The 24,611-nt window shown below is 43.7% G+C and carries 9 protein-coding genes; 5 read left to right on the top strand and 4 right to left on the bottom strand.

Annotated elements, in window-relative coordinates; all coding sequences use genetic code 11:
• Window positions 1-4 precede the first annotated feature (4 nt).
• Window positions 5-1,672 (bottom strand): ribonuclease J1, encoded by a 1,668-nt coding sequence (rnjA, locus tag OTK50_RS02165; RefSeq protein ID WP_007611151.1) that lies wholly within the window; start codon window positions 1,670-1,672, stop codon window positions 5-7.
• A 5-nt stretch (window positions 1,673-1,677) separates the two neighbouring features.
• A complete protein-coding gene (locus OTK50_RS02160; RefSeq protein ID WP_003154548.1) occupies window positions 1,678-1,887 on the bottom strand; it encodes a DNA-dependent RNA polymerase subunit epsilon in 210 nt (69 codons plus the stop codon).
• A 354-nt stretch (window positions 1,888-2,241) separates the two neighbouring features.
• Here OTK50_RS02160 and OTK50_RS02155 point away from each other — a divergent pair, with 354 nt between their 5' ends.
• A complete protein-coding gene (locus OTK50_RS02155; RefSeq protein ID WP_224224227.1) occupies window positions 2,242-3,015 on the top strand; it encodes a Cof-type HAD-IIB family hydrolase in 774 nt (257 codons plus the stop codon).
• Between the two features lie 34 nt (window positions 3,016-3,049).
• Here OTK50_RS02155 and def read toward each other — a convergent pair whose 3' ends face one another.
• Both def and OTK50_RS02145 read right to left on the bottom strand, forming a co-directional pair.
• Window positions 3,050-3,604, bottom strand: a complete 555-nt coding sequence (gene def / locus OTK50_RS02150) for a peptide deformylase (protein ID WP_003154544.1) — start codon at window positions 3,602-3,604, stop codon at window positions 3,050-3,052.
• Between the two features lie 112 nt (window positions 3,605-3,716).
• Window positions 3,717-3,896 (bottom strand): YjcZ family sporulation protein, encoded by a 180-nt coding sequence (locus OTK50_RS02145; protein WP_007409651.1) that lies wholly within the window; start codon window positions 3,894-3,896, stop codon window positions 3,717-3,719.
• Between the two features lie 246 nt (window positions 3,897-4,142).
• On the opposite strand from OTK50_RS02145, the gene OTK50_RS02140 reads away from it, so the two are divergent.
• The 4 genes from OTK50_RS02140 to OTK50_RS02125 all read left to right on the top strand — a co-directional run bounded on the left by OTK50_RS02140 (window position 4,143) and on the right by OTK50_RS02125 (window position 24,587).
• Window positions 4,143-4,781, top strand: coding sequence for a YkyA family protein (locus OTK50_RS02140; RefSeq protein ID WP_032864631.1), 639 nt, complete (start codon window positions 4,143-4,145; stop codon window positions 4,779-4,781).
• Between the two features lie 457 nt (window positions 4,782-5,238).
• Window positions 5,239-7,545: an ACP S-malonyltransferase gene (gene fabD / locus OTK50_RS02135; protein WP_224224228.1), complete on the top strand. Its 2,307-nt coding sequence runs from the start codon at window positions 5,239-5,241 to the stop codon at window positions 7,543-7,545.
• 21 nt (window positions 7,546-7,566) lie between these two features.
• The gene (locus tag OTK50_RS02130; RefSeq protein ID WP_224224229.1) at window positions 7,567-19,827 is read left to right on the top strand and encodes an SDR family NAD(P)-dependent oxidoreductase; all 12,261 of its coding nucleotides are present in this window, start codon (window positions 7,567-7,569) and stop codon (window positions 19,825-19,827) included.
• Window positions 19,827-24,587: a type I polyketide synthase gene (locus tag OTK50_RS02125; RefSeq protein ID WP_130571034.1), complete on the top strand. Its 4,761-nt coding sequence runs from the start codon at window positions 19,827-19,829 to the stop codon at window positions 24,585-24,587. The genes OTK50_RS02130 and OTK50_RS02125 overlap by 1 nt, the downstream gene beginning before the upstream one ends.
• Window positions 24,588-24,611 lie beyond the last annotated feature (24 nt).

Genomic DNA, 24,611 nt, shown 5'->3' with positions numbered 1-24,611 from the left:
TTTTTTAGACCTCCATAATGATCGGAAGGATCATCGGGCGGCGTTTTGTTTTTTCGTATAGGAACGGAGCAAGCGTATCGGTAATTTCGTTTTTAATTTCGGACCACTGCGTTGTTTTCCGATCCATTACTTTCTCCAAATGGTTCGAAATCAGTTGCTGCGCGTCATTGATCAAATCACCGGATTCTCTCATGTATACAAAACCTCTTGAGATTAAATCAGGCCCCGCCGAAACCTTAAAGTCGTCCATATTGATGCTGACAACAACGATAACAAGGCCTTCTTCTGAAAGAATGCGGCGGTCGCGGAGCACGATATTGCCGATATCACCGATTCCGCTTCCGTCAATGTAAACGGAGCCGGACGGAATTTTGCCTGCCACAGCGGCTTCTTCGCCTTTGAGGGCCAGCACTTCGCCATTATCCATGATAAAGCAGTTTTCTTCAGGTATACCGCAATCAGTCGCGAGTTTGACGTGCATTTTCTGCATTCTGTACTCACCGTGAATCGGCATAAAGAACTTCGGTTTGATCAGGCGGAGCATTAATTTCTGCTCTTCCTGTCCGCCGTGTCCGGATGTATGAATGTCATTCAATGAACCGTGAATGACTTCTGCGCCCGCACGGTACAGCTGGTTGATGGTGCGGCTTACGCTGATTGTGTTTCCGGGAATCGGAGAGGAAGAAAAGACGACCGTATCTCCGGGATTAATGGAAATCTGCCGGTGCGTCCCGTTAGCGATGCGTGATAACGCCGCCATCGGTTCACCTTGGCTTCCCGTACATAAAATTGTTACTTTATTGGCAGGCAAACGATTGATTTCGTTATGCTCAATAAACGTATTTTTAGGACAGGTAATGTAGCCGAGATTTTGTCCGATTTCAATAGCCGATTCCATACTGCGTCCGAATACGGCAACTTTTCTGCCTTTTAAAACGGCTGCTTCAATCACCTGCTGAAGACGGTGTATATTCGAAGCAAATGTCGCAAATATAATTCTGCCGTCCACTTTTCGGAAAATATCGTGAATGCTTTCGCCTACGCGGCGTTCTGACATGGTGAAATCAGGAACCTCACTGTTTGTACTGTCAGAAAGCAGGCACAGAACGCCTTCTTTCCCGATTTCAGCCATCTTTGTCAAGTTTGCCGGTTCGCCTACCGGTGTGAAATCGAACTTAAAGTCCCCGGTATGTACGATATTGCCCGGCGGTGTTTTGACGACGATTCCGTATGAATCCGGAATGCTGTGTGTCGTTCTGAAGAAGGATACAGATGTCTTGCGGAACTTCACGATGTCGTCTTCACCGATGATGTTTAATTTGGTCTGTCTTAACAGCCCGTGCTCTTCAAGTTTATTCCGAAGTAAGCCGATCGCGAGTTTACCGCCGTAAACGGGAATATTTACTTGTCTGAGCAGGTACGGAATACCGCCGATATGGTCTTCGTGACCGTGGGTGATAAACAGACCTTTAATTTTATCTTCATTTTTTACTAAATACGTGTAATCGGGGATTACGTAATCAATGCCGAGAAGTTCATCTTCCGGGAACTTGATTCCCGCATCAATCAGTACAATTTCATCCTGAAACTGCACCCCGTACGTATTTTTTCCGATCTCGCCCAATCCGCCGAGGGCGAAAACGGCAGTCTGGTCATTTTTTACAAATTTCATTCCGCTCATAACTCCAATACTTTAAAATTTTCGCTCTGCTTCTCATATTCTAAAAAAGCACCGTCCACAGGCTGAACAAATTCAATGTTGTATTTCTGATCTTTCAGTTTCGTTCTGACGTCCCGTTCTGAAACGCCCTCAATGTAAAGTGAATCTGTTTTTTCCCGAACAGGTACTTCGTCAGCCTTCTCTTGATAAAATACCTTATAAATCATCCAAATCTCTCCTTAAATGCCGTATGTTAGACTCGCTTATTCTATTATATTCGAAAACGGATTATAAGGAAAGTCTCGAGCAAAAAAGGGACTTTCAAAAAACGAAAGATCCCTTCTACGCGATGACTTTTTTCCGGAGCATTCCGCCCCACTGTCTTCTGAGTTTCTTCCGTAATCGGCGCAGCATCGTATACCTCCTTTAAAGCCCTTTATAGAAGTAGTATGCGGAAAAAATGAATTTGTTTTCGTGGGTAAAACTGGAATTTCATCAAGGCGGTTTTCCGGAAGAAAAACTTTCTGTATGATGATATTGAAAAAGACACGACTGATAAACGGGAAAAAGGAGAAATTGACATGAATCCAAAACTGATCTTTTTTGATATTGACGGCACGATCTATGACCATGATAAACATATTCCCGATAGCGCAAGAAACGCCGTGAAGGCGCTTAAAGAGGCTGGCCATCACGTTTTTATCGCCAGCGGAAGGTCCCCGTTTATGGTAAAACCGATTCTGGAAGAGCTTGAGATTGAATCATTTATTTCATACAACGGCCAGTATGTCGTATTTGAAGGTGAGGTCATTTATAAAAATCCGCTTCCTGAAGATGCGGTTGCGCGTTTATTAAAGCAGGCGGCAGAAGGGGAGCACCCCGTCGTATTTATGGCGGAAGACACGATGAAAACGACCGCCCCCGGACATCCGCACGTCTCGGAAGGAATCGGCAGTCTGAAAGCGCCTTATCCCGAAGTTGATGAAACTTTTTATAAAGGAAAAGAAATTTATCAGCTGCTTTTATTCTGCCGCGGACATGAAGAAAAAGCATATGCCGCTTTTCCGGAGTTTGATTACGTCCGCTGGCACGAATTGTCAACGGATGTGCTTCCGAAAGGCGGTTCAAAAGCGGAAGGCATTAAAAGAGTGCTTGAGCGGCTTCCGTACGGCGTAAATGACACTTATGCATTCGGCGACGGATTAAATGACCTTGAGATGATCCGTTTTGTCGGCACCGGGGTGGCGATGGGAAATGCGGTTCCGGAATTAAAAGGTGCCGCCGATTTCGTCACAAAACCGGTGGATGAAGAGGGAATCAGCTGGGCCGTCAAAGAACTGGGCCTTTTGAAATAAAGAAAACCGGCACTTTGGGAAGTGCCGGTTATTTTTAACGGTCAATGGCAATGGCGTTTTCAGGTTCTTTGAACGGATTTTCTTTATCGATATGGTCGTAAAACATCACGCCGTTCAGATGATCGATTTCGTGCTGAAACACGATGGCCGGAAAACCTTTGAGGCGGATGTCAATCTGTTCTCCTTCAAGCGTCACCGCCTTTACGCGGATGCGGGCGTAGCGCGGCACATAGCCGGGAATGGGTTCGTCTACCGACAGGCAGCCTTCTCCGCTCGTCAAGTAGCTTTTTTCCACTGAGTGGCTGACGATCTTAGGGTTAAAAAGAGCATAGCTGTATAAAGTGCCTTTCGCATCTTCTGCATGGACGGCGATCATCCGTTTTTTTACGTCTGTTTGGGGAGCGGCAAGGCCGACGCCCGGACGAAGCTTGTATTTCTCGGCTAATTCAGGATTTTGGCTGTTTTTCACAAACTCAATCATATCAGCAAGATGCTGTTTTTCTTCGTCAGAAGCGGGAAGCTGAACTTCTTCAGCGATCTCTCTGAGCGCGGGATGTCCGTCGCGTACAATATTTTCCATAGTAATCAAGAAACTTCACTCCTAAAGCTTAATATGTAAATTATAGCGAATTTCTTTATCGCGGCGCAACGAAACAATTGGCCGGCCATAGCAGGCCGGCCGATGTTCATGTTGTATAGGGTCAGCAGCCGCAGCCTAAATAAGCGGCACCGACGATGATTAATAAGATAAACAATACGACGATTAATGCGAATGTGCGGCCGTAACCGCCGCCGCAGCCGTAACCGTAACCGCCGCCATAACCATATCCGCCGCCGCAGCAACCGCCGCCAAATCCGCCGCCAAATCCATATCCGTACATAAAAAAACCTCCTCTTTTAATTACGCTGACCCTCTGTCAGCAGGGCCGGCGTCTACTATAAACTATGTAAAAGCCAAAAAGATGTATGGTCATCCGCCCTGTTTTCTCAATTTTTTATGCAAGTATTCTTTGACAGCACCGTAAGCGTCTTTTTACCCGGTCATGTCAATTACAGCTCAGCTATTGTCAAAAAGCGTTCGGGCTTCTATAGTGGAAATTGTCAAGATTGGGGGATTTTAAGTGAATATGATTCAAAAAAAGGTATTAGCAGGAATCGGAGCGCTCGGCGCCGCAAGTATGCTGCTTGCCGGCTGCGGGGGAAAAGATCCGGTTGAATCGCTTCATGACTCGATGGAAAAAGCCGTTCAAGCGGAAAAACCGTTTCAAAAAGAGCAGAAAACATTAGAAAAATTGGAGAAAAAAGAGCATCAGCTATACGACAGCGCGGTTAAACTGAATATGGATGATTACCAGAAAATTGTCACACTGTCTGATCAGGCTCTGAGCAATGCAAATCAGCGAAAAAAACATCTGAAAGCAGAAAAAGACAGTATTGATGATTCAAAAAAAGCGTTTGAATCCGCAAAAAAAACTTCTCAAGAAATAAAGGATAAGAAAGTAAAAGAAAAAGCCGGGCATGCTGTCGCTTTAATGGGGAAAAGGTATGCATCTTATGATCTTTTGTACAAAAAGTACGAAAAAGCCATTTCACTTGATAAGGACCTTTATAAACTGATTAAAGATAAAAAGCTCACATTAGCGCAGCTGGAAGAGCAAATCAGCAAAGTAAACTCAGTTTACGAAAAGGTGCATAAACAAGCAGATGAGTTCAATCAATTTACTAAAGACTACAACAAAGAGAAAGAACTATTATTCCGTAAATAGTATAGTGAAGGCATATCGGCATGGGCTGATGAACTGATAACAACCGAGTTCAGCCGCCTGTAAAAAGGCGGCTGAAGAATTGGTATATACGTGTGTTTCCCATTGACAACAAGTAAATCATGGTATAGTATTTATTTAGGGAAATATTCACATAAAACCAATCGTTGTTTCGGCACGTTGGAATGTTTTTATTATATTGATATATATATAAAACAGAATGAAAATGTGATTTTAATTATCGGAAAATTCTATCTATTTATATTTGCGGTAATATGATATTTGTACATGCTTTTTGCTTTTAAACCTTTATCCGGCATAAAGGTTTTTTTATTTTGCTTAGTAATGCTTATTAAGTAAGTGTGCTGAGAGTAAACGACAATTTTAAAATTGAAGTGAAAAACGTTAATCAAATCGGAACGAAAAGAAACGGCAGAAATACGGAACAGGAGGAAAACAAATGCTTGCTTACGTCTTTCCCGGACAGGGAGCGCAGTTTAAAGGAATGGGCAGAGACTTATTCGATGAATTCAGTGAGCTCATTAAAAAGGCAGATCATATTTTAGGATACTCCATAAAGGATTTATGCCTTTCAGATGAAAAAGAGAGGCTGACTGATACGAAGTATACACAACCTGCAATTTATACAGTGAGCGCACTGCAATATTTAAAGGGTTTAAAAGAAGGTCATACACGCCCTGATGCTGCTGCAGGACATAGTCTGGGTGAATATACTGCGCTTTTTGCGGCCGGCGTTTTTAATTTTGAAACAGGTCTCCGGCTGGTTGCTAAAAGAGGCGAGTTAATGAGTGAGGCTTCCGAGGGCGGAATGGCTGCCGTGATCGGACTGGATGAGCATCACATAAAAAAAATACTTCAGAAGTATGAATTCGGCCAAATAGATATCGCCAATTACAATACATCTTCACAAATTGTGATAGCAGGGGCTGCAGATGAGATAAAGCGGGCAGCCTCTATTTTTGAAAAAGAAGGGGCGAAAGCTTATATCGTATTGCAAGTCGGCGGAGCTTTTCATTCTCGTTTCATGGAAAGTGCACAGCGTGAATTTGCGGAATTTATCGAGGAGTTTCATTTTTCTGAATTGAATTTCCCGGTCATCTCTAACTATACGGTAAGACCTTATAAACAAGAAGATATCAAACGGAATTTAATTGAACAAATAACAAACTCGGTGAAATGGACTGAAAGCATCAGGTATCTAATGGGACAAGGCGTAACTGTGTTTGAAGAGATCGGTCCCGGCAACATTCTGACTAAATTAATTCACACCATACAAAGAGATGAGGAACCGCTTACTATCAGTGCGCCGGAAGACAGTCTCTTTTTTTCTGAAGGGAACAAGGACAATTCGGAAAGCGGGAAAGAGCATAGCCTCTTGGCCGAAAATATAGAGAGCGGTGCAGCTTCACCGGTGTCCCGATTGGGTGATCAATCTTTCAAAGAAGATTACGGTTTGACATACGCGTATTTGGCAGGTGCGATGCATAGAGGGATCTCTTCTGCTGAAATGCTGATCCGCCTCGGGAAGAAAGGAATGCTTGGGTTCTTTGGCACAGCAGGTTTAACGATAAGGGAAATTGAACAGGCCCTTATTTCTATTAAGAAGACACTCAAAAATGGTCAGCCCTACGGAATGAATCTGCGATTTGAGCCGGATCATCAAGATAGAGAAAAGGAATTGATCGATTTATATATCAAGCATGACGTACGAGTAATAGAAGCGTCTTCGTATCTTTCCGTCAGCGCACCATTAATTTATTACAAGGCGCATCAGTTGAAGATAGACAAAAGCGGCAGGGTTATACCTCATAATCGGATCATTGCCAAAGTTTCACGGCCGGAAGTTGCGGCCGCATTTCTGAGTCCGCCTCCTCAAAGTATCGTAAAGAGAATGTGTCAGAACGGTATGCTGACGGAAGAGCAGGCGGAGTGGCTCAGCCGTATTCCGGCAGCAGACGATATCATTATTGAAGCAGATTGCGGAAGTAATACTGAACAGGGCTCATTGACGGCGATGCTGCCGTTTTTTGTTAACCTGCGGGATGAGATGATGGAAACACACAAATACGCAAGGAAGATAAGGATCGGGGCTGCGGGAGGAATCGGGACTCCCGAGTCTGCGGCGTCTGCTTTTTTAATGGGCGCTGATTTTATTATGACGGGATCCATTAATCAATGTACAGTTGAAGCCGAAACAAGCGGTTTTGTTAAAGAAATGCTGAGTGAGACAGGAATATGCGATACTGCTTATGCGCCTTCGGAGACTCTGTTTGAGTTCGGAACAAAGGTTCAGGTGCTGAAAAAGGGCACGCTGTTTCCGGTCAGGGCAAATAAATTATTTCAAATCTACCAACAATACGAGTCTTTGAGTGAGATAGATGAAAAGACAAAGATTCAGCTCGAAAATGATTATTTTAACAAGACTTTTGATGAAATCTACGAAAGCATAATAGATAAACAGCCGAACCTGGCCCAAAAAGCTGAGCGCAATCAAAAATATAAGATGCTGTTACTATTTAAGTGGTATTTGCAAAGAGGATGTCTGCTTGCTTTGGAAGGGCAGGAAGAACAAAAGGTGAATTTCCAAGTTCATTGCGGCCCGTCTTTAGGCGCTTTTAATCATTGGGTAAAGGGCACGGATTTGGAATCATGGAGAAACAGACATGTCGATGACATTGGTGAAAAATTGATGAATGAGACCGAAAGTCTGCTAAGGCGCAGATTGGATACGTTATTTCTACACTAAAGAAGGAGCGGGTGGAGGCCAATGGTTCATTTGAATAAACAGAATGCGGATATCGCGATAATCGGGGTTGCTTGCAGATTCCCCGATGCAGATCATTATCATGAATTCTGGGAAAACATAAATAGCGGCAAAGATTCCATCCGGGAAGTGCCGATTGAACGGTGGGATCCCGAACTTTATTATTCAGCTGATATCAGTATACCGAACAAAACAATCAGCAAGTGGGGAGGTTTTATTCATAAAGCTGACCATTTCGACCATAAGTTTTTTAATATCTCTCCCCGGGAAGCGAAAAACATGGATCCTGAGCAAAGAATCCTTTTAGAAGAAACCTGGCGGTGCATCGAAGATTCCGGGGTTTCTTTGCAGGATCTCCAGCGTAAAACCACTTCTGTTTTTGCGGGTATTATGAATTCTGACTACCGGCAGACAGGTAAAGCTGAATCGGAAATCGACAGTTATGCCTGTTTAGGAAGTTTCGAAGCTATGCTTTCCAACCGGCTTTCATACACATTCGGTTTGACCGGAAAAAGCATGTCTGTAAATGCCGCTTGTGCATCGTCGCTTGTTGCTTTACATGAAGCGGTTAAGTCACTGCGGACAAAAGAAAGCGATTATGCAATCGCATCGGGAGTAAACTTGAATTTCCAACCCGGAAAATATATTTCTTTTTCTAAAGCTAGAATGCTGAGTCCTGACGGCAAATGTAAAACTTTTGACGCAGCGGCGAATGGGTACGTTCCCGGAGAAGGGGCAGGCGTTGTATTGCTGCAGCGCCTTGGTGATGCAGTAAAAGCCGGTCACCATATATACGGGATCATAAAAGGGACAGCTGTTAATCATGGCGGTAAATCCCGTTCCATAACCGCTCCCAGAGCAGAAGCGCAGTGCCGGGTCATCTCAGAAGCTTTACACAACGCTGCTGTCGATGCTGCGACGGTTTCTTATGTAGAAGCACATGGCACAGGTACATCTCTGGGCGATCCGATAGAAATAGAAGCATTGACAAAAGCGTATCGGCAATATACTGAGGATACTCAATATTGCAGGATCGGAAGTGTGAAAACAAATATCGGTCATACAGAAGCAGCGGCGGGAATGGCCGGATTGATAAAAGTTCTAATGATGATGAAACACCGGAGGGTGCCGAAAAGCCTGAATGTACATACGGTAAATCCAATTATACAGTTTGAAAAAACACCGTTCAGGCCGGCACTTGATTCAAGTGATTGGAAGGCGGCAGACGGGGCTCCGCTCAGGGCGGGAATCAGCTCCTTCGGTTTTGGGGGTGTTAACTCTCACGTCATCATCGAAGAATTTATACATACAAAAGACGAATCTGACAGAAAAGGAAGGGTACCCTTCCTTTTTTCCGCTAAAAGTGAAGAAAGCATGAAACAAATGATACATCATTGGAGAACCTTTGCTGACGATTCTGAGGAATTTTGCAAAATATCAAATGAAGTGATCAGCAGCACCCTTTTAACGGGGAGGACATCGTTTGATTACAGGGCTGGTTTATTGGCAGGCAGCAAGGAGGAATTTAAAAATCAGCTTAAAGAGGGATTAAGTTTTCGGAGGAAACAAGATTCTGAATGGGCGCTTGCCATCGGTGACTTCAAATGGGAAAGTTATAAACAATTTGCCGTTTTGAAACGGGTATTCCCTGATTTAGAAAAGAACGTAAGGTCGGTGCTGAAAGATATACCAACATTGCACAGTTCATTTAAAAGAAAATGGGCACCTGAGAAAATCCGCTTGTATTCTTTAGTTATCAATACGGAAATCATAAAAAGTATCCTGGCATCCGGTTTTAAGCCAAGCCTCATTACAGGCGCCGGAGACGGATATTACGTCGCTCTTGCAGCAGCGGATATCATCAAAATTGAAAAGGCCATTTCTGTAATCACAGGCGCTGAAAAACCTTCGCACATATCCTGTAAGCCGCCGTCCATTCCATTTGTCAATCCGTACACTTCAAAAACGTACCCGCCGGTTCGATTAAATGAAGATTATGTAAGGATGCTGCTGAACGGTCTGAGCTTCCCGGCTGATTTTACAGACCGCCTGTACGGGAAAACACGGCTGCTTCTTGAGCACCAATATACGTTTAAAGGGTTTTTAGAAGAGTGGGATAAAGCGGGGAAGACTCAGGAAATCGAGATTTTATCTTATATTGTGAATCGCACGGCGGTTAAAAGAAATGCATTGCCGGCTGATGAGGAAGCAGCGATCATGGCTATCCTTGCCTCTATGAGAAGACTGTATAAGAGATGGGATTTAACAGATCATGATGGATTCTTTAATAATGATTATGTTCTGGAAATATTAAATTTACTTGATGAAGGAATCTTGTCTAAAGAACTTTTTCTGAGCATGTTATTGAAAAAGCAAGACGGAATTAAACAGGCTGTTGCTTGTATTAATAAGCAGCCGGCAGGTTTTTATGATAAGACTCGTTTTCCGTTGATGACAGAATACAATCAAATGGATGCCGTGTCTCAGGAGATAGCTGATCATATGCCGCATCACACGGAAGAAAAGGGAACGGAGCCGGATGTGGATATTTCTGACTTTTCAGTTTTTCAATTCGGATCGCTCCCTCCATCAGCAAAACTAAACAAAGCGGCTGCTTTTGAAACGGACAAAGCAGCTGATGAGGCTCTTTATCATTCATTTATGCAAATGTGGCTTTCAGGAGAAGAGATTGAATGGGCGAAACTGGGTGACTATCATAAAAGAAAAGCCCCGCTTCCGCCTTATCCGTTTGAGCGCTCTCAATTTTCTTTAAACCCTCAGCAGGTAAAATCAGACGCGGCTTTTTCAGAAAAGAAGAATCAGGCACTTTATACGCCGGTATGGAAAGAAACCGCACTTGAGAATGAAGCGGACAGCGGACAAGCCTGTACTATTTTGTTGTTCTCCGGTAACAAAGACTATTTTGAAGAGCTGAAAAAAAGAGAGAATACGTCCGCATATCTTATTATGCCCGGTGACCGTTTAGAGCAGATAAGCGACAGTGTTTTCACGATCAACAGGCAGCGTCACGAAGATTATCAAAGTGTCATTCGTCTATTAAAAGAAAAAGGCGCAGCGCCTGATGCAATTTTGCATACGTGGTCTGAAAAACAGCCTGAACTGGAAGAAACACTCGAATCAGGAATTTATTCCGTGTTTTATCTGACTAAGGCTTTAATCAGCGAGAACCTTATAAACAAAGTAACGTTCATTTATACATTCAGCGCAGATCAAAAAGAAAAATTGCCGTATTTTGAAGGTGTGAACGGTTTTTTAAAATCGGTAAAACAAGAATATCCGCAGTTGCATTGTAAGACGGTTTGCTTTGAACATGATTCTGCATCCGTTTCATTTTCAGAGAAGGCTGACATTCTTCATAAAGAAATAAACACAGCGCCTGATCGGCATCTTTATATCAAGTACAGAGGCTGCGTAAGATATGCACGGATGTTAGAAAAGCAGCGAGAAACAAACGGAAAGGCCATTCAATACCCTGAAAAAGATAAAGTGTATTTAATTACAGGGGGATTTGGGGGGATTGGCAGTAAAGTCGCTGAATATTGCGCGAAAACTGAAAGATCCACCATTATTCTATCGGGGCGATCTGCTTTAAACGGAGATAAGCAGAAACATTTAGAATACCTGAACAGCTTTAAAGCAAAGGTTTATTATGTACAGGCGAATATATCCGATAAAGAAGCGGTAAAAAAAATGATTGACGGTATTACCGATCAGCATGCAGGTCTTCATGGCGTCATTCATTGTGCAGGAGTTATCAGAGACTCGCTGCTTTTTCGAAAAACAAAGCAGGAACTTTCAGAGGTGATTGCTCCAAAAGTTCATGGCGCATTGAATCTTGATCATGCAACGAAGTCGCTGGAATTGGATTTTTTCGCCGTTTTTTCTTCAGTCGTCTCTATTGCAGGGAACGAAGGACAGTGTGATTATGCATATGCAAACGGCTTTTTAGATCATTTTGCAGAATATCGGGAACAGAAACGGCAAAATTCTCTGCGCAGCGGCCGCACGCTGACAATCAATTGGCCTTTATGGAAAGACATCGGAATGGGAGCGAACCTGTCAGGTCAAGGGCGGACGTCTCTTTTTCATGGTTCCGGGCTCGAAGAACTTCCTGCTGAAGACGGAACGCAATGGTTTTCGCGGATTGTAACTTCGGGTCAGCTGCATAATATTGCAGTCTGCGGTGATCATGAGCGCTTTGAACAATTTATGCGGCAGAGATTTTTGACGGACGAAACAGAGACAGGCAGGGCCATTCCTTTGGCTCAAGGCGATATTTTGAATCAGACAGTTTTGTTTTTAACCAATATCATCTCCTCTGAGGTCGGTGCAGAACGGGAAGAGATCGATCAAGATGTGCATCTGGCTGAATATGGAATGGATTCGGTTATGATTCATCAATGCAACACAAAGCTGGAGCAGTCACTGGGAGCAATTTCGAAAACGCTTTTATTTGAATTTCATACAATCAGAGATTTAGCAGATCATCTTGTAAAGGAATATCCGGATCGGCTGGGGCGTTTATTTTCACGGGAGGAAGAAGGAAAACAGATTCAGAGCATTACCCCCGCCAGGCCGGAACAAAACATCACTGCACCTGCGGCGGAGGAAAAAGAACATCTTGACGGGATAGCGGTAATCGGTATCAGCGGCCGTTATCCCGGGGCTGAAAATATCGAAGAATTGTGGGAGCTTCTATCAAAAGAGAGAACCGCAATCACAGAAATTCCGAAAGAACGATGGAATTATGAGACCTACTATGATCCAGACCCCGCTAAAGCGCATGAGGGGAAAATTTATTGCAAATGGGGCGGATTTTTAAAGAATGCTGAATCATTTGATTCTTTGTTTTTCCAAATATCGCCGAGAGAAGCAGAAGCGATGGATCCTCAGGAACGAATATTCCTCGAAACCGTGTGGAAAGCATTTGAAGATTCGGGATATACCATTGAAGGGTTGAGAAAGCAGACTGAAAAACATGTCGGTGTATTTGCGGGAGTGACAACCAATTCCTACAAGCTGCTCGGCGAAAGAATACCGACGGATAAAAACGATGTACTTCCAAATTCGTTCCCATGGTCTCTCGCGAACAGAGTGTCTTACACATTTGACTTTACGGGTCCCAGTGTCCCTGTAGATACGGCTTGCTCTTCATCCTTAACGGCAATTCACATGGCTTGCCAAAGTTTAACAAAGGGTGAGTGCTCGGTTGCGGTTGCGGGAGGAGTAAATTTGTATCTTCATCCTTCTGACTATTTATACCGATGTCAGATGGGGATGCTTTCAAAATCGGGAAAATGCAGAAGTTTTGGAGAAGGCGGCGACGGTTTCGTACCCGGGGAAGGTGTCGGGGCCGTTATTCTTAAACCGCTTAAAGATGCCATACGTGATAATGATACTGTGTACGCCGTCATTAAAGGAACGGCAATTAATCATGGCGGAAAGACGAATGGCTATACGGTGCCTAATCCTGCCGCACAGGCGGATTTAATTCAAGGAGCTCTTAAAGCGGCCGGTTGGAGCGCCAGAAGTGTCAGCTTTATTGAAGCCCACGGGACGGGAACGCCGCTGGGTGACCCGATTGAAGTCCGAGGCCTGACCAAGGCGTTTAGAGCTTATACCGAAGATGTTTCATATTGCTCTCTCGGATCGATTAAATCTAACATCGGTCATCTCGAAGCGGCTGCGGGTATTGCCGGCCTGACAAAGATTATCTTACAAATGAAGTATAAAAAAATAGCCGCAACACTGCATGCTGAACGGGTGCATCCGGATCTTTATCTGGAAGAGACACCTTTTTGTCTTCAGCAGGAAACCGCCGACTGGATAAAACCCGCGAATGAAAAACATTCTGACAGCAAATATCCGCGGCGCGCGGGATTAAGTTCTTTCGGAGCGGGCGGGGCAAATGCTCATATCCTTGTGGAAGAGTATGAGTCTGCTGCTGACTGTCATACGGATTGTGAGGAAAGTGAGGAACTTATCGTACTCTCAGCCAAGCATTCACTGAGTTTACGGGAATCGGCAAAACAGCTGGAGGAATATCTTCAAAAGGCTCGTCATAAGCAGGACGAGTTTTGGCAGCAAGCGGGAACAAACAAGCCGCTTCACCTTTCTGATATTGCGTATACCCTTCTTGAAGGGCGCGAAGCCATGCCGGAAAGGCTTGCTGTCATTTCAAATAATATCGATGATCTGATGTTGAAATTAAATCACTTTTATAATGGAATTGACGATCACGAAATATTTAGAGGGAAAAAACCGAATCATAAACGCAGACAGCAGCAATCGGATTCTCCGCTCAAATCCGGCAGAACCACATTAGCCGAAATGGCTGAATTCTGGGTATCAGGAGGCAATTTAAGCTGGGAAGATTTCCGCACCGGCAGAAAACCGGCAAAAATTGCGCTTCCGACTTACCCTTTCTTAAAAAACAGACTGTGGGTGTCAAATAAGGCGCAAACAAAATCAGCAGCCGGTACAGCTCCTTTATTTGATTTTTCTGCAGGTGAGTGCCGATTTTATAAAACGCTTTCTGATTCTGAATATTATTTAAAAGATCATGTTGTGCATGGGAATATGGTTCTGCCCGGAGCGGCAATCATCGAAGCGGCCAGAGAAGCGGGAGAGAGGCTGTACGGAAAATCAGTCATAAAACTGAGTCAGGTTGTATGGCCGGTTCCAATAACCGTTGAAAAAGAAAAGACGATAATGATAGATCTGCTGCCGAATCAAAAAGACGGCAGATTTGTGGTGAAAACCGATCTGCAACCTGAAGCGGCAGTTCACTGCCAAGGAAACATTATCACATGCGGAGATAAAGATGCCTCTCATACAGAGCGTTTTCAATTGGACAGCTGGTTAACCGGACAGAAGAGATTAATCAGCGGCGCTGAGTGTTATAGGACCTTCCGGCAGAGCGGTTTGGACTATGGAGCCAGCTTTCAGGTAATAAAACAGCTGTTTATCCATGAAAATGCTGTTCTTGCACGAATATCACTTCCTGAGAGCATTCATAAAAAATCCGGCACGCTGCTGGAACCGTGTTTATTGGATGGCATTTTTCAATCCACAACCGGGTTTATGTCCGGTCAAGAAGGGGATCACACCGCATATTTGCCTTTTGAATTAGGTGAGCTGGAGATTCTTCACGCACCTTCGGCAAACGGCTATGCTTACATTACAGCTGCCGATGAAAGACAACATGATGATGTCAAAAGGTTTCATATACTATTTATGGATGAAAACGGATCTGTAAGTCTTAAAATAAAAAACTTAGCATTGAAGGCATTAAAGGCTACACCGCCGACTCAGGGTGAGCGGCATTCAGTTAAGTATTACACTGATATGTGGAAGCGGGCCCCTCTGCTTCATCAGCCTGAAGCCAGCGGTTTAAACAGCTGCCTTGTGATTTCACTCCGTCGGGATATATCAGAACCGCTGATCCGCCAGGCATATAAAGATATCGGCTTGAATATGATCTTTGTCCGCCATGGCGGCAGTTTTCAAGAAAAAGAAACTGATTCCTTTGAATTGAACAGCGTCAAACTTGACGGCTATAAGAAATTGCTGGCGATTCTCAAAGAAAGACAAGTGACAATTGACCGCGTCATTTTAATCGGGATGAGCCCTGAAACGGGAATTGAGCATAACATTCATGAAAAGCTGGAAGAGGCTGTTTTGCCGGTTTTCAATGTAACGAAAGCTCTGCTAGCAACAATCCCAAGACATAAAATCCTGATATCACATGTATTTTTCACAAGGGAAAATCAAATCTTACCTTATCAAATGGCAATCAGCGGCTTTTTTAGGTCACTTCATTTAGAACATCCAATGTTGTCCGGTAAAAATATTGAAATACACAGCGACGAAATTCAGTTACAGCTGAACGCTGGTCTGCCTGAATTAAAAAACCTTGTGAAAGAAACAGTTATCAGCGATGATACTTCTTCAGAAATCAGATACAGAGATGGAATCAGGCAGGTAAAGCACTCTGCAGAAATTGAAAGTGCCGAGCCCCCCAAAAAGATGGAAGTAAAAGAAGGGGGAGTTTACCTCATTACAGGAGGAACAGGCGGTCTGGGACTGATTTTCGCCAGACATCTTGTGCGAAAAGGGAGAATAAAACTTGTCCTTATCGGCAGGTCAGAGCTTTCTGAGGAAGCCATAAGCAATGTAAAAGAGCTCGAAAAAAACGGATCAGAAGTTTTTTATGTAAGAACCGATATTTCTGATAAGGAAAATGTCGACAACCTGATAAAACTCGTCAAAAACAAATTAGGTCCTGTTAAAGGAATTATTCACAGCGCCGGTGTGATAAAAGATTCATTACTCATCAATAAGCGTGAAGAGGATCTCGATTCAGTCTTGGCCAGCAAGGTTTACGGAACGATATGGCTTGACCGGTATACAGACAGAGAACCTCTGGACTTTTTTGTTATGTTTTCATCTATCAGCGCAATAATCGGGAATGCCGGACAAACTGATTATGCTTATGCAAACCGGTTTATGGATTATTTTGCGGAAATGAGAGCGGCGGAAAATAAACCTGGAAAAACAGTCTCGATTAATTGGCCTTTATGGAAAGAAGGCGGTATGCAAATTGATATTCATTCAGAGAAGTTCCTTTATGACCGTTTCGGAATGCTGCCTCTGGAAAAACGGGAAGGCCTTGCAGCATTTGATCAAGCAATGACAGGGTGTGAACATCAAATAATGGTATTTAGCGGTAATGAATTAAAGCTGGAACGAATGATAACGATTGACAGCGGAAAAAGTGACCCGGCAATCGCCGACGAAAATCAAGAACCGAAAGAGCTGTCAATAACTGAATCTTTAAAAAGCACTTTGACGCGCATCATCACCGGCGTATTAAAAATTGAAGAACGGGAATTTGATTTTGAACTGCCGATAAGTGAATACGGATTTGATTCAATTATGTTTACAATGCTGGGCAACGAATTAAACGAGTCATTAGGAATATCAATGATGCCGTCAGATTTTTTCGGTCTTACTGATTTTAATGAACTTCTTGAGTTTTTAAAGAGTGAGTATTCCGAGGAGCTTCATCTCTGCGGCTCTTTTTCTTCAGATGAATCTGCGGCGAAAGACAGGAGAGAAAATCTGATTGAGGGCATCGCAAAGATGATGTCAAGTATTTTGAAGATTGACAGAAAGGAAATAGAAGAAGAGACTTCATTCGGCGAGTACGGATTTGATTCGATTACGTTTACCAGACTCGGAAATGAAATCAATCAACAATATGGTACGGAATTATTGCCGTCCATTTTCTTTGAATGCAATTCACTGGCTGAAATGACTGATTATGTAATCGAGCAATACGGAGAAATCCTTTTTGCTGAGACAGAATCTTTTTCTGCAGCTGACGAAAAAACATTGTACAGCACGCCTCCGCCGGAATCTTATGAACATTCCCCTGAGCCTGAAAACAAAACCAGGCAAGAGGAAAGACATATGAATGAGCCGGTTGCAATAGTGGGAATAAGCGGCCGTTTCCCCCAAACAGATACGCTGGAAGACTTTTGGGAAGGAATTGAAAAAGGGCGGGATATGATTACAGACATTCCTGAAGACCGTTGGGACTGGAAAGAGTTTGACGGCGATCCGATCAGGGACGTCAATAGAACAAAAATAAAAAAAGGCGGATTTATCAAAGGCGCAGACAGTTTTGATCCGTTGTTTTTCGGGATTTCTCCCGCCGAAGCAGAATTAATGGATCCCCAGCAAAGAATTTTTATGGAGACTGTATGGAAAACAATAGAAGATGCGGGCTATAAGCCGTCTGATTTGGCAGGGACGAAAACCGCGGTGTTTGCAGGGGTCGCCACAACGGATTATGCTGAACGTCTGAATGAAAATGGCGTCTCTGTTCAGGCGCAGACCGCAACCGGTTTAAATCATTGTATATTGGCAAATCGTATTTCTTATCAGCTGAATCTGACGGGTCCGAGCGAACCGATTGACACTGCCTGTTCAAGTTCGTTAGTTGCGCTTCATCGTGCGGCTGAGGGGATTCAAAGAGGCGATTTTGAAATGGCGATTGCAGGCGGTGTGCATATTATGACAAGCCCTACTCTGTTTATAGCTTTTGATAAAGCAGGTATGCTTTCCAAAGACGGAAAGTGCAAAACGTTTGATAAAAGCGCTGACGGCTATGTAAGGAGTGAAGGGGCGGCTGCAGTATTGCTTAAGCCGCTCAGCAAAGCACAGGCAGACGGTGATCATATATATGGTTTGATTAAAGGGTCAGCTGTAAATCACGGCGGCCGCGCCAATTCTTTGACAGCTCCGAATCCGAACGCTCAGGCGGACTTATTAACCGAAGCTTGGCGGAAGGCGGGGGTCAGCCCTGCCACTGCGGGATATATAGAAGCGCATGGCACTGGGACAAGTCTTGGCGATCCGATTGAAGTAAACAGCATCATAAAGGCATTTAAAACGTTATATCAAGAATGGGACATTCCTTTTGCGAAACAGAAATGCTGCGGAATCGGGTCTGTGAAAACAAACATCGGCCATCTCGAAACCGCTGCCGGAATAGCCGGAGTGATGAAAGTGTTACTGGCTTTTAAATATCGCAAACTTCCGGGACTCGCCCATTTTTCAGAACTCAATCCATACATCAAACTGGAAAAAACGCCATTTTATATCACAGAAACCGCTCAAAAGTGGCATCCGATAAAAGATGAAGAGAACAACGATCTGCCGAGGAGAGCAGGTGTCAGCTCATTCGGATTCGGCGGTGTGAACGCGCATATTGTTTTAGAGGAATATAGGGAACCTCAAAAAGAAGTGCCGGAAAACAACGGTAACACACATATTTTTGTTTTATCTGCGAAAACAAAAGATCAATTACTTGAGTATATCCGGCTTATGCGTCAGTACTTGGATCGCGTGATTGCCGGTGAAATGACCGTTAATGCCAGTGACATGGAATTTACATTGCAAAACGGCCGGGAAGCAATGAACGAAAGAATTGCCGTATGTGCAGCGAGTCTGACTGAGCTGAGAGATAAATACGTCAGCTTTCTTGATGACAGCAAGGTGCAAAAAGGCGTATTTATAAGCGAAAACACTGAAGAGCGCACAGCTGTTTCTGAATATATGATTGAGGAGGCTCTTCAAAGCGGAAAAGAGGAGCTGCTCGCACAATGGTGGGCCAATGGAGCCGAGTTTGAATGGAAGACAATCGGCAATAAGAAATTGAATAGAGTGCCGCTGCCAACTTATCCGTTTGCAAAAGAGAGTTATTGGTTTACCCCGAAAAAGAACAAAAGCGAGGTTAATAGCAAAAGTCTTCACCCATTAATCAGCGAGAATGTCTCAACATTAAAGAAACAAGCATTTAAAACTGTTATTTCCGGAACTGAATTTTTCGTCACTGATCATCTTGTTTCAGGAGACTATGTGCTGCCAGGAGCCGCTTCGCTTGAAATGGCTCTTGTTTGTGCGGAAATAAGCGGAGAAAGTAAAGTATATAAAATAAAAGACGTGATGTGGAACAGACCTATATTATATAAAGGAAAAACGCTGCACATTTATACCGACTTGGACATGAAACAAGATAAGTTGAACGTAACGATATGTAAAGAGGGTCCGGATGGCGTGCAGCAAATCTGCACACGAAGTGAAACAGTATTCGGAGACATAAACAGCAATCCTGAGTATGTCGATATTGATAAGTTCAAACGCAGCAGTGGGCCGGTCATAAGCCGGGAAGAGTGTTATCACCGCTTCAGTCGTATGGGCCTGACATATCATAGCAGTTTTCAAACGTTGAAAGCCGTATACCGCAGTGATATGGAGTTAATGGCAGAATTGGAGCTTCCGGCTCATTTAGCGAACGGGTTTTCACATTTTACACTCCATCCTTCATTAATTGACGGCGGTTTTCAAGCGGCGGCATTTTTGTTAAGAGATAATGAGAAAGAGGGCTTATTTGTTCCATATTCACTTAGAGAGCTTCACATTAAGAGGGCGCTTACTGCCCGATGCCATGTTTCGGTGAGAGAAACCGGTTTTTATACGTATAACATTGATTTTATTAACGAGAGCGGCGAAATAGCCGTGAGCATGAAAGACTTTTCTGTCAGAAAAGTGACCGGGGGAGAATTAACCGCAGGACGTAAAAATGAAGATCAGGAAATTCTCTTCTTATTAGAACAATTGAAAAACGGTGAACTTTCTGCTGACCAAGTTTATCAGCTGCTGGAGGGAAAATAGTGCAGATCAAACAAATACTTTCCTTAATTGAAGAACAGCAAATGTCTCCTGATGCAGGACTGGAGCTAATTCGCACTTACAGAAAAGAACAAATGGAAAAAAAGGCGGAGCAAGCTCCGTCCCCAACCATTTTTTTTAAGAACGATTGGGTAAGGACAAATAACATTGATATGCCGAATCAGCAGGCACCGGGGAATATGCTGATTTTTGATCAGGATAACCGTCTTTTTCAGCATGCCGAGATGATGAATGGAGATCATAACCGTGTCATTCTCGTAACGCCCGATTCTGATTATAGAATTGAACGGAATAGATGCACAATCAATCCTTCTGATGAAAGTCATGTCGAAATGCTGCTGTCTGATTTGGATGAAAACGGATTTACACCTGATGTCGTGCTTTATTTATGGAACGGAGAAATCAGAGAATTCACTGAAGAATCCGTTAACGAAACTCTTTGCAGAGGGATAAACTCGCTCTTTTTATTATCAAAAGCTTTAATGCGGAGAAACGAACCTGTTACGTTATTGCATATTTATTGGACAAGGGATCTGAATCAGCCGTTTCATGAAGCTGTCGGAGGTTTCATGAAAACGGTAAACATGGAAAGCTCCAAGCTTAAAGCGAAAACCATACAGATTCGCCATGAGCATTCTGACATAAATCCTCCGGTTTCCGAGATATGGGATGCTGCAATCAGTGAAATGCAGCGCATTCAAACGGATGAATGTGAGATTTTAATAGACTCACATACCCGTTTTGTGAAAGGACTGCAGCATATTGATATTCCGGAACACAATAAAGGATCTGTAACGTATCAAAAAGGCGGCATATATATCATTACCGGAGGAGCCGGAAAACTCGGGCTGCTGTTTGCGGAACACATCGCTAAAGAAAACCAAGCCGTGATTATACTTACAGGCCGTTCTGTTTTAACAGCTGATCAAAAAGAACGGATCAGTAAGCTTAATGAGAGCGGCTCTATTGTTGAATATCAGCGGACGGACATAACAGATCGAACAGAGGCAGAGCGATTCATTTTCGGCGTTAAACAGCGGTACGGCAGCATAAACGGGATCATTCATGCTGCCGGCATCCTTCGTGACTCATTTCTTGTAAATAAAAGTCTCAGTGATTTTACGGACGTACTGAAACCGAAAGTTTACGGGACAATCTGGCTGGATGAGCTGACAAAAGACGAAGATCTTGATTTTTTTGTTCTCTTTTCTTCTTTTTCCGCTTACGGAAATGCCGGCCAAAGTGACTATGCGTACGCAAATCATTTTATGGACAGTTTTGCAGTGCTTCGATCTCAGCTCTCCCGAAACGGAAAAACCCTTTCAATCAATTGGCCGTTATTGAAAGATGGCGGGATGAGTCTCGACAGCAATGGAATCAACCAAATAAAAGAAAAATATGGAATGACTCCGATGCGAACTTCCTCTGTTCTGGAAGCGTTTCTGAAAATGCTGCGGTCTTCATTTACCAGCTTAATGCCTGCAGAAGGAGAGCGGGATAAAATGATAAAAGCGCTTTCGATTCAAAGAAACACAGCTGCAGCAGATCAAGATACACTCACGGCGGAACACGATGAAGAAGAGGAATATGCTGCGAAAGAAAAAGTCAATGACTATTTAATCAAGATCATCAGCGGTGTCTTGAAAATCCAAGCTCATAAAATAAATGCGAAAGACTCTTTTGAGAAATTCGGAATCAACTCACTTATGATCATGTCACTTATTTCAAAGCTTGAAGATACTTTCGGGGATCTTCCAAAAACAATCTTTTTTGAATATCAGAACATTGAAGAGCTTTCAAACTTCTTCCTAACATCTTTTAAAGAAAAAGTGCTTAAGGCCGCAGGGGCAGCTCCGGTAACAAGAGTGCAGAAGAAAAGAGAAAATCCGAGTAAAAAACAGCACCGGCAGCAGAAGGATACACCTGCACCGAGCATGGTTCAGCCGGGTGAGGATATTGCCATTATCGGTGTGAGCGGAAGATATCCGAATTCCGATACTCTTGAGGAGTTCTGGGAAAACATTGCCGGAGGGAAAAACTGTATTATTGAAATCCCCGAGGAACGTTGGGATTTCAGATCAAATTACAGTTCCGACAGAATGGAGAAGGGGAAAATCAACAGTAAGTGGGGCGGTTTTATCAGCGGTGTTGATCAATTCGATCCGCTGTTTTTCCACATTTCTCATAAAGAAGCTGAGCTGATGGACCCTCAGGAGCGAATTTTTCTCGAAACCTCCTGGCATACGTTTGAAGATTCAGGATATACAAAAGAGAAGCTTAACGGTATGAAAGCCGGTGTGTTTGTCGGAGCCATGTACGGACAATATCAATTATTCGGCGCAGAAGAAACTGCGCGGGGCAATCCGATTGCGCTCAGTTCCTTCTTTTCATCCATTGCGAACAGGGTTTCATACTTTTTTAATCTCTCCGGCCCGAGCATTGCACTGGATACGATGTGTTCATCATCGCTGACGGCCATTCACTTGGCATGTGAGAGCATTAAAAGAGGGGAAAGTGAAATTGCGCTTGCGGGCGGCGTTAATGTATCCATACACCCCAGCAAATACCTTTGGCTGAGTCAAGGTAATTTTGTTTCCACCGAAGGATTGTGCAGAAGTTTCGGAGAGGGCGGAGACGGCTATGTCCCGGGAGAAGGTTCGGGAGCCGTCCTGTTGAAACCTCTGGAAAAAGCAATTGCTGATCAGGATCATATATACGGAGTGATTAAAGGAACATCTGTAAATCATGGCGGAAAAACCAATGGATTTACGGTTCCGAATCCGAATGCACAAGCTGAGCTGATTGCTGAAAATTTCAAGAAATCGGGCATCAGTCCGCGATCCGTCAGCTACTTGGAAGCACACGGAACGGGTACTTCGCTCGGAGATCCGATTGAGATCGCAGGATTGACAAAAGCGTTTGAGAAATTTACGGACGATAAACAATTTTGTGCCATAGGTTCAGTGAAGTCTAATATCGGACATTTGGAGTCTGCCGCAGGTATAGCAGCCCTTACAAAAGTTCTTTTACAATTTAGGCACCAGAAATTGGCGCCATCCATTCACTCGGAACAGCTGAACCAAAATATCCGATTTGAAAAGACGCCTTTTTACGTTCAGCAGAAAGAAGAAGAGTGGCGGAAAGAATCAGGCGCCTCCAACAGGAGAGCAGCAATCAGTTCGTTCGGAGCGGGAGGAGCAAATGCCCATGTCATTGTGGAAGAATATCAAAACCATGCGGACACACAAACAATAAGCGGTCCGTTTGCCGCAGTTCTCTCTGCCAAAAATGAAGACAGACTGAAAGAATACGCCCGGCGCCTTCTGCAATTCACAGAGCGGGAGACAAAGGCCTCGGCAGCTGATATCGCTTTTACATTGCAGACATGCAGGGAACCGATGGAAGACAGACTTGCTGTTGTAGCTTCCGATTTGCCGGAACTTAAGGAGAAGCTGAGAACTTTCTGTACTGAAGGAACAATTGGAGAGGGCGTATACAAAGGCAATGTTACGAAAGATTTTGATAAAGTCTTTATCTTTCATGATCAAAAGATGAAAGATAAATTCCTCGAGGTGATGATGGAGACAAAGGACTTGAATCTTCTTGCAAAATTATGGTCTTTTGGGGCTGATATTCAATGGAGAGAGTTATATGAAGAATATACCCCGCAGAAGGTCAAGCTTCCTTTATATCCATTTGCTGAGGAGTCTTACTGGGTGCCTGGAAGCCAAAGTGCAGTATTTCCGGAAATATTGCCGCAGCAGTCTTCACTGCACCCGCTTCTGGATTCGAATGAATCTACTCTGGAACAGCAGTTTTTTAAAACGACATTAAGAGACAAAGAGATTTGGTTAAAAGACCACATTGTAAAAAACAAGAGCATTCTCCCGGCAGCTGCTTTTCTTGAAATGGCATGCGCAGCGGGAACGCGGTCATATCGAAAGAAAAAGGTCACTCGTTTAAAAAACGTGATATTTGCCAGACCGGCCATGCTTTTGCAAGAGAGCCTGACCATTTACACTCACATTTCCGTAAAAGACGGCAGCATATTATTTAACATGTCACCTGACGAGGATGCTGCTGTAAGGACTGGATTTGTGACGGGGGAATTAGATTATGATCATCATTACAGTGATGATATAGAGAACATCGACAGACAAGAGATGATAAACAGAAGTGCTTTTGTCCGTGAACAAGATGAATGTTACGAGTATTTTCGGGAAAACGGGTTCCAGTATGGGCGCGCTTTTCAGCCGATTCAACGTTTATGGGGCGGCGGAACGGAAGCGGTTGCACACTTATTGCTGCCAAAAGAAGCCGCATATGCTCTTGAAAATTATACATTGCATCCGTCTCTAATTGATGGGGCTCTGCAATCTTTGTTCGGCATTACGGACGGAAGAGAAGAGGCATCTGTTTATGTTCCTTTTTCAATAGGAGAGATTACGATTCGGAAAAAAGTTTCAGCAGAATGCTGGGCTTATGCGCGTAAAACAGGCCAAAAAGGTCACTCCGAGCTTATTTACGATATTCAGCTGCTTAATGAACACGGAGAGAGACTTGCAGGTTTAAAGGATGTAACCATTCGTAAAAAAGAAACGTTTTCCGCGGAGGCACAGAATCATGCAACAGCGGATTCCAATGGAAAGAACGAGAGAGTAAAAGAGCTCCTCAGACAATTAAAAGCGGGCGAACTGACTGCGGAGGAAGCAGATTATGCGCTGGAGCGTATGCAGGATTAGTTTATCATTTTGCGGCAGTGCCAT

This window comes from Bacillus sp. NEAU-CP5, assembly GCF_026420705.1.
In the GTDB taxonomy this organism is placed as follows: Bacteria; Bacillota; Bacilli; order Bacillales; family Bacillaceae; genus Bacillus; species Bacillus velezensis.
Note: the sequence above shows the minus strand (reverse complement) of the source record. Positions and strands in the feature narration are given on the sequence as shown.

Bases quoted from the DNA above. Each gene is read 5' to 3' on its own strand.
- OTK50_RS02160 (WP_003154548.1), bottom strand. From the start codon at position 1,887: ATGATTTATAAGGTATTTTATCAAGAGAAGGCTGACGAAGTACCTGTT.
- OTK50_RS02145 (WP_007409651.1), bottom strand. From the start codon at position 3,896: ATGTACGGATATGGATTTGGCGGCGGATTTGGCGGCGGTTGCTGCGGC.
- OTK50_RS02130 (WP_224224229.1), top strand. From the start codon at position 7,567: ATGGTTCATTTGAATAAACAGAATGCGGATATCGCGATAATCGGGGTT.
- OTK50_RS02155 (WP_224224227.1), top strand. From the start codon at position 2,242: ATGAATCCAAAACTGATCTTTTTTGATATTGACGGCACGATCTATGAC.
- OTK50_RS02140 (WP_032864631.1), top strand. From the start codon at position 4,143: ATGATTCAAAAAAAGGTATTAGCAGGAATCGGAGCGCTCGGCGCCGCA.
- rnjA (WP_007611151.1), bottom strand. From the start codon at position 1,672: ATGAAATTTGTAAAAAATGACCAGACTGCCGTTTTCGCCCTCGGCGGA.
- fabD (WP_224224228.1), top strand. From the start codon at position 5,239: ATGCTTGCTTACGTCTTTCCCGGACAGGGAGCGCAGTTTAAAGGAATG.